Source organism: Thermomicrobium sp. 4228-Ro, assembly GCF_026241205.1.
Lineage (GTDB): Bacteria > Chloroflexota > Chloroflexia > Thermomicrobiales > Thermomicrobiaceae > Thermomicrobium.
The window spans coordinates 89,094-101,073 of record NZ_JAPFQM010000006.1 but is presented as its reverse complement, the minus strand read 5'-3'; the positions used below and the strand labels follow the sequence as shown (position 1 = coordinate 101,073).

The following is an 11,980-nucleotide window of genomic DNA, read 5'->3' as shown; positions in this document are numbered from 1 at the left end:
GTAGTTGACTGTCGGGGGACTATCTGAGACAATGATCCTACATCCACCATCCCCCACCACGGAGGTAACGCTATGGATGCTCGCCAGGTCGAGCACGTCCTCACCCACTTGTGCAGGAAAGGGCTCTTCGGCGACGTGCGGCAGTGGTGTGAATCGCGCTACGACTGCGTCTACGTCGTCACGTGCCCGGACTGTGGGTGCCGCTTCGTCTTGAGCGAGGCCGAGTTCAACGAGCTGGTCGAGCGGAGCGTGGCGCTGCAGGTGTGCGGTGTCTTACCGGGATCCTTCGAGGTCCGGACGCCCTATCCGCGACCACCGTTGCTCAGCTGAGGGTGGCCTGGTCGTTGCCCGTTCGTTGCTGGTGACTCGGTCGTCATCTCCTGGGCGGCCTGGAGCACTGCCGCGAGGGTTCCTTCGGCGAGCGCAGCGGCGAGTCGCTCTGGTGCTCCCTCGACCGTCAAGATGCGGCGGGCGGACGTTCTCCCCCGATAGGCTGGGACATTGGCTGGATGGCAGATCACAGCGGTGAAGGTGGCCGGGTCGATCCGTGACCGGAGCTGCTCGAGCGACGGATCGTCCAGTACGAGGTCGACGAGGATCGTGTGGAGATGGGGACGTGACAGCTGCCCGACCCAGCGCGTGAGCTCCTCATCGGTACCGAGTTCGACGAGCGCGATATCGGCGGTGGCGAGGGTTCGACCGAGCCATTCGACCAGATCGGCTCCGAAGCGGTGCTCGACTGTGTGGTAACGAAGTTCCGGCCAGTCCGTGCTGAGCTCGCGATAGGCTGCAGCACCGCGGCGGCGTAGTGCAGTGACCGTCAGCGGATTCCCGCGCTCCTCGAGGAATAAAGCTTCCTGGTTGTGCTGGGCGAGGAACCGGCCGAGCAAGCGGAAGATCTGCGTGGGAGGGTGTTCCTCAGTGGCGACGAGCGAACGGACGAAAACGACCCACCGGAAGCGAGGGAGCGACACCGGTCACCTCCGCGTTTCGGCTGCAGAACCAACCAGGACGACGCTGATCTCAGGATCGCACTCTGCCTCGAGTACATAGCGACCGTTCTGTTTTCGGACGGACAGGTCGATCCGCGTTCCCGCGAAGGAGATTCCTTCGAGATGCACCTCGTTCAACCAGTCTGGAAAAGCGGGGCGGAGAATGAGCCGTCGCTCGGCAGCACGCGCTTCGGCACCGAGCAGGATGCGGAGCACGAAGGGGACAGTTCCGGCAGCCCAGGCTTGTGGACTGCAGCTCACCGGGTAGGAAATCGGAACCATGCATTCCGCTTCGTCACGGCCGAAACCGCAGAACAGCTCAGGTAGGCGGTAGTAAGGGAAAGTCGTCGCAACTTCTAGCAGATCACTCGCGAGCTGGACCGCTTCACGATCGAAACCGTAGCGGCGGAGCCCCGCGATCGTAAGCGCATTGTCGTGTGGCCAGATGCTTCCGTTGTGATAGCTCATCGGATTGTAGTGTGGCATCGACTTGGCGAGTGTCCGGATTCCCCAGCCGGAATAGAGGTCGGGAGTGAACAGTCGGGCGACGATCCGGTCTGCACGCTGCGGGCTCACGATCCCGCTCCAGAGGCAGTGTCCTGGGTTCGACGAGATAGTCGGAACGAGACGGCCACGACCGTCGATCGCCTGCCCGTAGAAGTGCTGTTCCTCCATCCAGAAACGCTGCTCGAAGCGCTCCCGCAAGCGCTCGGCTTCCGCACGGAGCCGCGCAGCGAGCATGTGGAGAGTGGTCTTCCCGTAGCGCTGCAGAACAGCAGCGAGGGCTCGCTTGGCCTGATAGACGTAACCTTGCACTTCGACCGGCGCGATCGGCGGTACGGGCTCGGTGCCGTCGAGGAAGAGGAGAGAATTGTGGCTATCTTTCCAGTTCTGGTGGACGAGACCGCGCGATGACGTTTTTCCGTAATCGACGAATCCGTCACGATCGTGATCGCCGTACTCGTCGATCCACCGGAGCGCTGCTTCGACGGCAGGGAACAAGTCCTCGAACAAGGTCGGTGAACCGATCCAGTCCATGAGCTCACAGAACGTAACGATGAAGAGTGGTGTGGCATCGGCGGTTCCGTAATACGGTGCGTGCGGCGTCTCGCCGAGCCGGACCATCTCACCGAAGCGGAGCTCGTGCAGGATCTTGCCCGGCTCCTCTTCGGTCCAGGGGTCGACTTTCTGGCCTTGGTACCGAGCGAGGAAGCGCAGCGTTTCCAGTGCGAGTTCCGGGGAGAAGAGCATCATCTGGAGGCTCACGATGAGACTGTCACGACCGAACGGGGCGACGAACCACGGAATACCGGCGGCGACGAGTCGTCCTCCTGGGAACGGTGTGAGGAGGGCGCGGAGATCGTCGAGACTGCGCTGGAGGATGCGGTCGAGGAACTCATGATCGGTTCGGACACGAGCGAAGACGATCGCAGCTGGCTCGGCTGGCTCGGTGAGGCGGGAGACATCCGGTACCCGTACGCTTACACGCCGTTCGAGCAGCTGGCGCGGTGCGACGCGGAAGGAGAGGCGCTCATTGCCGTGAGCCGGAAGAGTCAAGCGAAAGAGGGTGAAGGCGCGTGGTGGGTGAACGGTGCCGCGTGCGCGGATGAGTTGGTCGTGTCCTGGTAGGAGCATGCGTGGCAGGGCCAGGTCGGCGAGATGCGTCGTCCCCGGTTCGGTCGTGAAGACATCAGGCGGCCGGCTGAAGAGCACCTCTGTCTCGAGTACGACGTCGTCGGGTGCGCGGTAGGCGAGGCGGAGTTGGTGCCCCTCGTAGTGCGGCAGCAGGATATGGCCGCGTGGCCGCTCGCGGGGGAAACCGCGAACTTCGAAAATGTCCGAGAAATCGGCGGCGAAGACGAGGGCCAATTCCACGGTGACGAGGAACGGATTGTAGTTCTCGAGCACGAGTTCTTCCTCGAGCGTCCCTCGGCGGACGCTCCGGCAACGTCGCAGAGCGATCGTGTGAGCGAGGACGTCATGGCCTGCTTCGTCGCGGAAGACCGTGTTACCGAACTCGAAGACGGCAACGGTCGTCCGCTCGGCTGACGAGTCGAACAACTCCGGCTCTTCGCCGTTGAGGAGCAACCAGAGTTCGCTCAGAAAGCGCGTGTCGCGGGCGTAGACGCCAGCACCAGGGAAGGTGCGGCGGAGGTCGCCGCGTTCATCGCTCACGACGAAAAGTTCGCCGTCCTTGAGAATCCGTGCGTCGCGTACCAGTCCCATCGAACCCCCGCCTCGAGACCGAGCGGCCCGACTCCGGTGAAGTGTAGCGGGCTCTACTGGCTAAATCAGCTCACCGTACTCTTCCCATTCGTAGGGGTCGATACGGTGATTCCACTCGGGCGAGCGGTAATCAGGACAGCGGCGGCGACACTTTTCGGCGTCCCACCGCTTGACTGCGACGTACGTCTCGATGAATGGCCGCCCGAGCAGGTCGCAGAGGATCGTATCCCGCTCGAGCGCATCGAGGGCCTCGTCGAGCGAACGCGGCAGTGGCGGGAGCCCTTCGAGCCAGCCGACATCCTTTTGGATCGCTTCAGGAGGCTCGAGTCGACGTTCGATCCCGTCCCACCCAGCAGCGAGGGAGGCTGCGAGCGCGATGTACGGATTGGCGGCTGCACCGCCGAGCCGGTTTTCGATCCGCGCCTTCTTGCCATGCGCATCGGCTGGTACACGGAAGGCCGCCGAACGATTGTCGTATCCCCAACAGACGCTGGTCGGTGCGAAAAGGCCTGGTTGGTAGCGCTTGTAGTCGTTCGGCGTGGGCGAGAACACGGCGATCAAGGCGCGAGCGTGTTCAAAAAGTCCGCCGAGGAAGTACCAGGCGAGTTCAGAGAGGCCATGCATCCCCTGCGGGTCAGCGAACACGTTTTGGCCAGTCGTAGCATCGATGAGACTGTGATGGAGGTGGGTCCCCGAGGCAGCCTGGTCGATGAAGGGCTTGGTCATGAACGTTGCGATGTAGCCATGCTTGCGGGACACCTCCTTGACGACTGTCCGGAACATGAACGCCTGGTCGGCAGCAGCCAACCCGTCGGCTGGATCGAAGGTGATCTCGAACTGTCCTGGTGCATTCTCAACGCTGAGAGTAGACACCGCAATGCCGTGTGCCTCGAGAGCAGTCAACAGCTCGTCGCGCCAAGCAGGATCGAAGTTATTGCGCAATGTCGAGCAAATCTGTTTATCACGGAAGACCGGTTCACGCGTGGTCGCGTGAAGCAGGTAGAACTCGTACTCGAACGCGCTGCGGGGGATCCAACCCCGTGCTCGGAAGCGCTCGACCATACGCCGGCAGACGACGCGCGGATCCTCGGGCGCCGGCGAACCGTCGCGGTAGAGGTCGCCGAGGACGCGTACCTCGCCTGGGGCATACGGCAAGACAGTCAGGGTGTCCAAGTCAGGTTTGAGGAGGTAATCGGGCGGAGGTAGCCTCTCCTCGAGTGGAATGTCCCAGCCGGATGCGTCCTGGAGCAGCATCCCGCCGTAGAAGTTCACGCCTCTGGCTGCGTACGTGGGGAATTTCTCGATCGGTACGCTCTTCGAGCGAGCGATACCGTGGGTATCGGCCATTTCGATACGAACCCACCGTATACCCGCTGCGCGCAACAGTCGCGTAACGGTCGCGATATCCATAAAATCCTCCCAACCGTCCCATACGGCGTCAGTATAGCGACTCGAGGGCTGCCTTCGGCAAGGTGCACCGTGTCCGAGGCGAGCACGGATCGGCACGAGCTCGCCCTGCCGAACGCCGTTCCGCAGGCAGAACGAACGTGCTCGGAGGGCTTACACTGCACAGGACCAGGAATCAGTCACGAGCGGAGTGGCTACAGACTGTGCACACTGGCGGAAGAAGGCTGTGCTATCGGCGCGCAGGTTCCCGCTCGCGGACGTGCGGATGCTCCTCGACTGCCGATCCGGAGCGACGGCGTTCCCGCCAGATATGCAGCACGGATGGAGCGAGCGAAAGGGCGATGATAACGCTGACGATCGGCAGGAGATAGCGATCGATACCGGGTATGACACTGCCGAGCCAATAACCGCTGAGGGTCACACCGACAGCCCAGAAGAGTGCACCGAAGACATTGAAGACGACGAAGCGGCGGTAGCGCATGCGCCCCATTCCGGCGACGACCGGCGTGCAGGTGCGCACGATCGGGACGAAGCGTGCGAGCACGACCGCTTTGCCGCCGTGGCGTTCGAAGAACTGTTCAGTGCGGTGGAGATAATCCTTCTTGAAGAAACGGGAATCCTCGCGCTGGAAGAGTGCTCTCCCGACACGTGCTCCGAAGGTGTATCCGACCTGGTCGCCAGCAACAGCGGCAAGGAAGCAGGCTGGCACGAGCCAGCGAATGTCGAGAAATCCTTGCGACGCGAGGAAGCCAGCTGTAAAGAGAAGCGAGTCACCGGGCAAGAAGAGTCCGATCAGAAGCCCGCTCTCCGTGAACACGACAGCCGCGACGCCGATGACTCCGATCGTGCGGATGACCGTCGCGAGATCGAAACCGAACACCGATCCTCCTTCGCAACCCTGTCGAGTGTAACCGATCGACCCTTCATCGACAGCGTAGCCTTATCGGGAAGTCCAGTGGCACTGCACGAGCACTCGTTCGATGCCATCGTTGCCGTCCACACGATCGACTCGGTGAGGGCGAAAGCTGTTCGCTACTCCTGGTGTATGGTGGGCACGAGCGAAAGACCGGAGTCTCTTGACGGCATGGTGACGTTCTGCGATGTGTGCGTTCGGTACATGGAGAAGCAGGAGAGGAGGAACCATGGAGATCGAACAGCGGCTCGCGGAACTCGGTATCGAATTGCCACCGGTGCCAGCACCGGCCGGAAACTATGTCCACGCCGTACGCACGGGGAATCTCCTGTTCTTGGCCGGCAAAGGACCGTGGAATCCAGATGGGACGATGCCGACGGGCAAGGTCGGACGCGAGGTCACGGTGGAAGAAGCCTACCAGCATGCACGGTCGGTCGGACTGGTCCTGCTGGCGGTCCTCAAACAGGAGCTCGGGGACCTGGATCGTGTGAAGCGGATCGTCAAAGTCTTGGGGATGGTCAACGCGGTGCCGGAGTTCGAGCGGCATCCGGAGGTGATCAACGGCTGCTCGGATCTCTTCGTCGAAGTGTTCGGAGAACGTGGCCGGCACGCCCGCTCGGCGGTCGGCATGAGCTCGCTACCCCGCAATATCACTGTCGAGATCGAGGCGATTGTCGAAGTGGAGTGAGCGCCGTTACTGATTCGGCGACGTCGAAGGAGGCGAGGACTCTGCTCGAGAGCTGGCGTCCTGCTCCTCGGAGACCTTCTCTTCGACTTCTTCCAGCGACGCGGGCTCGTTTTCGGATTCGCCGCCGAGCATCTGGCGAACGAACAGCAGTTCCCGCCGCCGCAAGTCCCACAGTCGCTCGAGTTCGACGTTAATCTCGGCGACGCGTCGCAGTGCTTCCTCGCGCTCGAAGAGCATGTCCGGGATTGCTTGCAGGAGACGCCGACGCTCCTCAGCCAGCTCCTCGATGCGCGCGAGGACCGGTGATGGGAGGCGGATCCGTTCGAGTTCGAGCCAGATGAGTTCGTCTTCATCGAACATCGTTCAGCGCCCGGCTGCTATGTGTTCGACCAGGGAATCCAAACCCAGTTCGTGCAACCGAGTCGGCGGCACGAGACCGTCCGGGGTCCAGCCCCGTACACGGTAGTATGCCGCGACGAGCGCATCGAGTTCAGCTGGATCGATCCCATCAGGGCCGAGGAGTCGGGGTGGAAGCGTGTCGTCGGATCGTGTCCAGCCTTGCCGGAGGTTGAAGAGCTTCTTCAAGGTCACGATCCGTTCACCGATCACGCGCAGTTCGTCTGGATTGCAGGCCATCCCAGTGACCAGAGTGACCAATTCCGCTGCTTCGGCAAAGAAGTCGTCGAAGCAGTGGCGAAGAAACTTGCAGAGCGGCAGGGCGTCGAGGACAGCAGAACGGTCCTCGTTGCGCGCGGTTTCCAACGCGATGCGCTCGTACTGATCGCTGGTCTGCTCGGAGAAGTCGATCTCATAGGCCGAAGTCCGGTTGTGGCACGCGCCGCGCGGCGTTACGGCGAAGCCGAGGGCCATTGCGCGGAGCTTCTTGGGATGGTAGCCAGGAAGTTCCAGCCCTTTCACGTGCATCGCCCAGCTTTCGCTTCCCTGCCCGATGATTTCCGCTGCTCGCCTCGAGCCTTCGGCGAGAAGATCGCCGAGCGGGCCGCGTCGCTCACCGATCGCCTCGAGCGTGCGGAGCAGACTCATCCCGTCGCCGAAGCGTGGCCAGTCGGCCGGGTCACCGGGCAACGCGATCCCCCGTTCGACACACTCCATGGCCCAGGCGATCGTGCCGCCGGCACTGATCGCATCCATCCCATACTGGTCGCAGAGTGCAGCCGCCCGCAGGACGACATTCGGATCATCGATTCCGCACAAGGAGCCGAGCGCGAAGAGGGTCTCGTATTCGAGGCGGACCGTCGCCGGTGGGCCCGCATCGGTCGTCCGGAAGTGATGCTCACAGCCAACGGTACAGGCAGCACAGGCTTGGCGGTCGGCATGGTGCGCCGTTACCAGTCGTTCCCCAGCGAGTGCCTCAGCAGCAGGGAAGCTCCCCGCGGAGAAGTTGCGGGTCGGCAGGACACCGAGCCGACTGAAGAAGGCAAGATTCGCGACCGTGCCAAGCTCGCGGTATTTCGCGGTTTCGGGGCCGAGGCTCCGCTCAGCGAGACGGCGGGCGGCGCTCGCGACTGCAGCGGGATCAGCGACCGGCGGGAAGCGTCCGGTACCTCGCACCGCGACTGCCTTGAGTCGCTTGGCGCCGAGGACAGCGCCGGGGCCAGTTCGGCCAGCTAACCGGCCGTCGTTGACGACGGCAGCGAACCGCACCAAACGTTCGCCTGCCCGGCCGATCGCGGCGACCCGTACATCGCGGCCGAGTTCGGCGCGCAGGGCAGCAGCCGTCGCCTCCGGATCGAGACCGAGGAGGTCGTGTGCTGGCCGGAGGTTCACGCGATCGTCTTCGACGACGAGAACCGACCAGTCGGGTGCCTGGCCGATGAGGACGAGACCATCGAAGCCGGTCCGGCGAAGCACCAGCGCGAAATAACTCGAGGTCAGGGAATCGCCGATGAAGCCGGTCTGCGGCGAAGTGGTGGCGATCGCGAGTTTGCTCGAGGTGGTCAGTCCGGTGCCGATGAAGGGCCCGGTGGCGATGACGAAGGGGTTTTCAGGTGCCCATGGATCGACCCGCGGCGGAGCGAAGTCGAGGAGCAGCCGGGTGGCCAGTCCGGTACCACCGAGGACCGAGCGGGAGACCTCTGGCGGAATCGGGAAGGCTCGTGCATCTCCAGTACCGAGATCGACTAGGAGCGCGCGACCATGGACGGCTTGCATGGTTTCAGCCTCCAGCCTGAGCAGCGACGAGGAGGACTTCCGAGTCAGGGCGGAGCGGTGTGGCCGGGTCGCGAGTGAACCGGCCATCGACGACGAAGGTATAGCCACGGTTGAGCCAGTGCCGTTCGGGGTCAATGACGGTGCCACACAGTGGAGGGAACTGTGCTGCGAGAGTGTGGACCAGCTCCTGCAAGGTCGCTGCAGCGACCTCGATACGGCGTTGGCCGATGAGGAGCGCTGGAAGACCGTACAGTTCGACTCGAAGTGTTTTCGTTTCGCGCGTCATGGGAGCCGAGCCGTTCGCGACGAGGCCTGCACAGCGCTAGTATGGCCGGATCGAAGCCCGGAGTGCAAGCGAGTGCATCGGTTCCACGATACTTGGCTCACTGGAAGCGAGCCGGCTTTGCGGTGGGATAGCGAGACTGACCCACCGAGGCGGCGATCGGAACTGTGCGTCGGGATTCCCGCTCGACGATCTCGGATCGTCAGGGTTTCACCGCGATCGGTCCGGGGGAAAACGGTTCTGTTCCGCGTTGTCGAACACGATACTCGCCAGACAGGGTTCCGGTCGCGACAATACAGTGCGAAAGCGAGGGTGAACGTCGAGAAGGTGACCGATGGTCAAGGGCAGTGAGGGATCGGGTTGGCGGCGGTGGATCGATGGTGAAGCGTTTCTCGCCGTGCTCATCTGGGGTGCGTCGTTTCCGATCGTCAAGCACGGTGTCGACTCGTTCGGACCGTTGTCGTTTGCGGTTCTGCGACTCATCGTCGCGATCGCGTGCCTGGTACTCTGGCTCCGCCTGCGGGACGAAACGCTCCGGATCGCACGCAGTGACTGGCCGCGGCTGGCGCTCGCTGGATTCGGTGCGATGGGGATCTTCCAGATCGTGTTTCTCGTCGGGATGCGCCATACGACGTCAACGCACAGCGCGTTGTTCCTCAACACGAGTCCACTCTGGGCCCTTCCGATCTCCTGGTTGGTGGAGCGCGAGCGACCGCGTGCAGCGGGGCTCCTCGGTGCCGCGCTCGGTTTCATCGGGGTGGTCCTGATGGTCGGGACACCTGATCCGACGGGGACGGCAACGCTTCTCGGCGACGTGCTGACGCTCGGAGCCGCGATCTGCTGGGTGGGAGTGACGATGATTCCGCGTCCGCTCGTGGCCCGCTACGGTGCAGTACCGATCACGACGTGGTTACTGATTCTGAGTCTCGTTGTCGTCGGGCTCGCTGGGGCGAGCGAGACGGTGCGGTCGCTCGCGACGCTCCCGGGGTGGAGTGCGTGGGGGGCGCTCCTGTACACCGGCATTCTGGCGATGGTGGGTGCCAACGTGTTCTGGCAACGAGCTGTCCAACGCCTGGGTGCCTCGACGACACTCGTCTATTACTATCTGCAACCAGGCATTGCCGTGGCGCTCGGCGCAGCCTTCCTCGGCGAACGCGTTCGTCTCGTGCAGATCGTCGGGCTGTTCGCGGTGTTCGCCGGTGTGCTGGTCGCCCAACGAGCTGCGGTCAGGGAAGCGGTGCCTCAGGTAGCGGAGAAGGTGGGTCAGCGGGCCGATTGACCGTGGTCGAACTGTCGACAGGGATGGTTCCGGCGAGCTGCTCGCGGGCAGCCGTCGTCAGATCGATACCGGTCATGGCACTGAACTGACCGGCTCGTTGTTGGACGACGACCTCGACGGCGCGCTGGCCGGGGCTACTCCGTCCTTCAGCTGCTGCGCCAGAGTCGCAGTCGACGCGCTCGCGTCACGCGAGAAGCTCCACCGCGACTGTGGACTCCGTGTCGAGTACCCTCGCATCGGCTCGGCTTCGCAGCTTCGGCCAGACGTGCAGCGCGCTCTCCTTCTCGATGCCGCTCTCCCCTGACCGCTGACTGCGGCTGCAAAGCGAGCGAGTTTGCCCTGCTGTGCCGCGCTGCGTTCGCATGCCCCCGCCTCGACGAGCACCAATTGACCGGAGTCCGTGCTGGGCTTCCGCTCAGGATTCGTTATAGCCCCGACGGCAGCGGCTTCCTGGTCCGTCGCGCGTCTCTTCTCGGCTGTTTTGTTGCATCGGAGGAGACTGTGGACGCAGATAGAGAGAACGATACGGGACATTCTACCGGCATACGCGAGGGAACCACATGGGATCCTTCTCGGTGGTGAACTGGGCCGACCGGTGAAATCGCATCCGATGCGAGCGGCTGAGTACTCCGCGGAGGACCGATCATTCGCGTCGGCACCACCGCGGATACGGTTTCTGCACCTCTGCTCACGCTGGCACGATACGGAGGAGGCGATCGTCGTCGCGTTGTGGGCTGCCCCGGCCGTCGCGGTTGCTGGTGAGGAGGTAGATGGCGCCGTCCGGCCCCTCGACGACGGTCCGGAGGCGTCCGAACTCGCCCTGGTAGAGCGCTTCGAGTTGCTGGGCGCTCCGTCCATCCGGCGCGAGGACGAGTCGCCAGAGCGTTTGGCTCCGCAGACCAGCGAAGAGGAGATTGCCTAGCCACTGCGGGATGCGCCCCGAGCGGACGAACGTCGCACCACTGGGAGCCCAGGTGGTTGCGCCACTCTCGATGACCGGTAAGACCGCATCGGGTCGTTCCCGGCGGACGAGCGTGCCGACCACGTCGGGCCAGCCGTAGTTGCGACCCGGTTCGATCAGGTTGACCTCGTCGTGTGCTGCCAGGCCGAGGTCTCCGGTGGGACCGTGCTCGGTGGCGTAGAGCCGTCCCTCAGCCGTCCAGGCGAGCCCCTGCGGGTTGCGATGGCCGTACGACCAGACCGGCGAGCCAGGAAACGGGTTGTCAGCAGGAATGGAGCCGTCCGGTTCGAGGCGGAGGATCTTCCCGGCGAGTGAGGTGAGGTCTTGTGCTGCGTCGGGGTTGCGCGCATCGCCGGTCGTCACGTAGAGCTTGCCGTCCGGGCCGAAGGCGATGCGTCCACCGTCGTGGATCGTGGCACCAGGGATCCGATCGATCAGAACGATCGGATCGACCAGATGCCCGTCGGTTTCCGTATAGCGCACGACGCGGTTCCAGAGCTGATTGCCCTCGCGGTAGGTGTAGTAAAGGAACACCCAATGGGTGGCTGTGAAATCGGGATGGAGGGCGAGACCGAGGAGGCCGCCTTCCCCGACGGCGGCGACCGGGACTGTGAGAAGCGGCTGAGGCACGAGCTGGCCGTCGAGAACGACACGGACCCGCCCCGGGCGCTCGCTGAGGAAGATTCGCCCGTCCGGTGCGAAGGCGAGTTCCCAGGGGGCCTCGAGGCCGCTCGCGATCGTCTCGACACGGAGCGGCACCGGGCCGGTGGGGAGCGGTGTCGGTTCTGGAGTCGTGGTGGGTGCGGGTGGAGGAGCCATCGTCACGGTAGGACGTGGCGCAGTTGGTGTGGGAGAAGGTGCCGGTGAGGGGACTGCTGGTCCGGGCATGCTGGTTGCGGTCGGACTCATGGCTGGTGGTGTCCCCACGGTTCGGCGGATACCCAGGTTGCAAGCAGGAAGCAGCAACATGGCCAGGAGCAACGAGCGTCGGGTGGAGCGGCCGATCCGGCGCCATGCTGAGTGCCCTGGCTGCAGTGACCATTGGCCCATCGGTGTACG

The 11,980-nt window shown here is 63.8% G+C and carries 11 protein-coding genes; 3 read left to right on the top strand and 8 right to left on the bottom strand.

Annotated elements, in window-relative coordinates:
* Positions 1-72: 72 nt before the first annotated feature.
* Entirely contained in the window at positions 73-330 is a 258-nt protein-coding gene (locus tag OO015_RS10020) for a hypothetical protein (RefSeq protein ID WP_265941123.1), read from the top strand.
* Here the strand turns inward: OO015_RS10020 and OO015_RS10015 are convergent.
* The 4 genes from OO015_RS10015 to OO015_RS10000 all read right to left on the bottom strand — a co-directional run bounded on the left by OO015_RS10015 (position 303) and on the right by OO015_RS10000 (position 5,505).
* A complete protein-coding gene (locus tag OO015_RS10015; RefSeq protein ID WP_265941122.1) occupies positions 303-974 on the bottom strand; it encodes a hypothetical protein in 672 nt (223 codons plus the stop codon). The genes OO015_RS10020 and OO015_RS10015 overlap by 28 nt on opposite strands.
* 3 nt (positions 975-977) lie before the next feature.
* On the bottom strand, positions 978-3,218 hold the full coding sequence (locus tag OO015_RS10010; protein WP_265941121.1) for a glycogen debranching N-terminal domain-containing protein: 2,241 nt from the start codon (positions 3,216-3,218) through the stop codon (positions 978-980).
* Between the two features lie 60 nt (positions 3,219-3,278).
* Positions 3,279-4,628: a glutamine synthetase family protein gene (locus OO015_RS10005; RefSeq protein WP_265941120.1), complete on the bottom strand. Its 1,350-nt coding sequence runs from the start codon at positions 4,626-4,628 to the stop codon at positions 3,279-3,281.
* Positions 4,629-4,854: 226 nt separating this feature from the next.
* Complete coding sequence (locus OO015_RS10000; RefSeq protein WP_265941119.1) at positions 4,855-5,505, bottom strand: DedA family protein; 651 nt, start codon at positions 5,503-5,505, stop codon at positions 4,855-4,857.
* A gap of 262 nt (positions 5,506-5,767) precedes the next feature.
* Here OO015_RS10000 and OO015_RS09995 point away from each other — a divergent pair, with 262 nt between their 5' ends.
* Positions 5,768-6,226, top strand: coding sequence for a RidA family protein (locus OO015_RS09995; protein ID WP_265941118.1), 459 nt, complete (start codon positions 5,768-5,770; stop codon positions 6,224-6,226).
* Positions 6,227-6,232: 6 nt separating this feature from the next.
* Here the strand turns inward: OO015_RS09995 and OO015_RS09990 are convergent, their stop codons facing one another.
* From OO015_RS09990 to OO015_RS09980, 3 genes are read right to left on the bottom strand one after another with little or no spacing between them, the layout of a single operon-like run.
* The gene (locus OO015_RS09990) at positions 6,233-6,586 is read right to left on the bottom strand and encodes a hypothetical protein (RefSeq protein WP_265941117.1); all 354 of its coding nucleotides are present in this window, start codon (positions 6,584-6,586) and stop codon (positions 6,233-6,235) included.
* 3 nt (positions 6,587-6,589) lie between these two features.
* On the bottom strand, positions 6,590-8,398 hold the full coding sequence (locus OO015_RS09985; RefSeq protein ID WP_265941116.1) for an aldehyde ferredoxin oxidoreductase family protein: 1,809 nt from the start codon (positions 8,396-8,398) through the stop codon (positions 6,590-6,592).
* Between the two features lie 4 nt (positions 8,399-8,402).
* The gene (locus OO015_RS09980; protein ID WP_265941115.1) at positions 8,403-8,684 is read right to left on the bottom strand and encodes a MoaD/ThiS family protein; all 282 of its coding nucleotides are present in this window, start codon (positions 8,682-8,684) and stop codon (positions 8,403-8,405) included.
* A gap of 331 nt (positions 8,685-9,015) precedes the next feature.
* Between OO015_RS09980 and OO015_RS09975 the strand changes: the two genes are divergently transcribed.
* A complete protein-coding gene (locus OO015_RS09975) occupies positions 9,016-9,960 on the top strand; it encodes a DMT family transporter (protein ID WP_265941114.1) in 945 nt (314 codons plus the stop codon).
* A 688-nt stretch (positions 9,961-10,648) separates the two neighbouring features.
* Here the strand turns inward: OO015_RS09975 and OO015_RS09970 are convergent.
* On the bottom strand, positions 10,649-11,971 hold the full coding sequence (locus tag OO015_RS09970) for a PQQ-dependent sugar dehydrogenase (RefSeq protein ID WP_265941113.1): 1,323 nt from the start codon (positions 11,969-11,971) through the stop codon (positions 10,649-10,651).
* Between the last annotated feature and the right edge of the window lie 9 nt (positions 11,972-11,980).

What these genes read in the sequence shown, in the direction of transcription:
- OO015_RS10020 (WP_265941123.1), top strand. Translation starts at nt 73, where the DNA reads ATGGATGCTCGCCAGGTCGAGCACGTCCTCACCCACTTGTGCAGGAAA.
- OO015_RS09995 (WP_265941118.1), top strand. Translation starts at nt 5,768, where the DNA reads ATGGAGATCGAACAGCGGCTCGCGGAACTCGGTATCGAATTGCCACCG.
- OO015_RS09970 (WP_265941113.1), bottom strand. Translation starts at nt 11,971, where the DNA reads ATGGGCCAATGGTCACTGCAGCCAGGGCACTCAGCATGGCGCCGGATC.
- OO015_RS10010 (WP_265941121.1), bottom strand. Translation starts at nt 3,218, where the DNA reads ATGGGACTGGTACGCGACGCACGGATTCTCAAGGACGGCGAACTTTTC.
- OO015_RS09985 (WP_265941116.1), bottom strand. Translation starts at nt 8,398, where the DNA reads ATGCAAGCCGTCCATGGTCGCGCGCTCCTAGTCGATCTCGGTACTGGA.
- OO015_RS10005 (WP_265941120.1), bottom strand. Translation starts at nt 4,628, where the DNA reads ATGGATATCGCGACCGTTACGCGACTGTTGCGCGCAGCGGGTATACGG.
- OO015_RS09975 (WP_265941114.1), top strand. Translation starts at nt 9,016, where the DNA reads ATGGTCAAGGGCAGTGAGGGATCGGGTTGGCGGCGGTGGATCGATGGT.
- OO015_RS09980 (WP_265941115.1), bottom strand. Translation starts at nt 8,684, where the DNA reads ATGACGCGCGAAACGAAAACACTTCGAGTCGAACTGTACGGTCTTCCA.
- OO015_RS09990 (WP_265941117.1), bottom strand. Translation starts at nt 6,586, where the DNA reads ATGTTCGATGAAGACGAACTCATCTGGCTCGAACTCGAACGGATCCGC.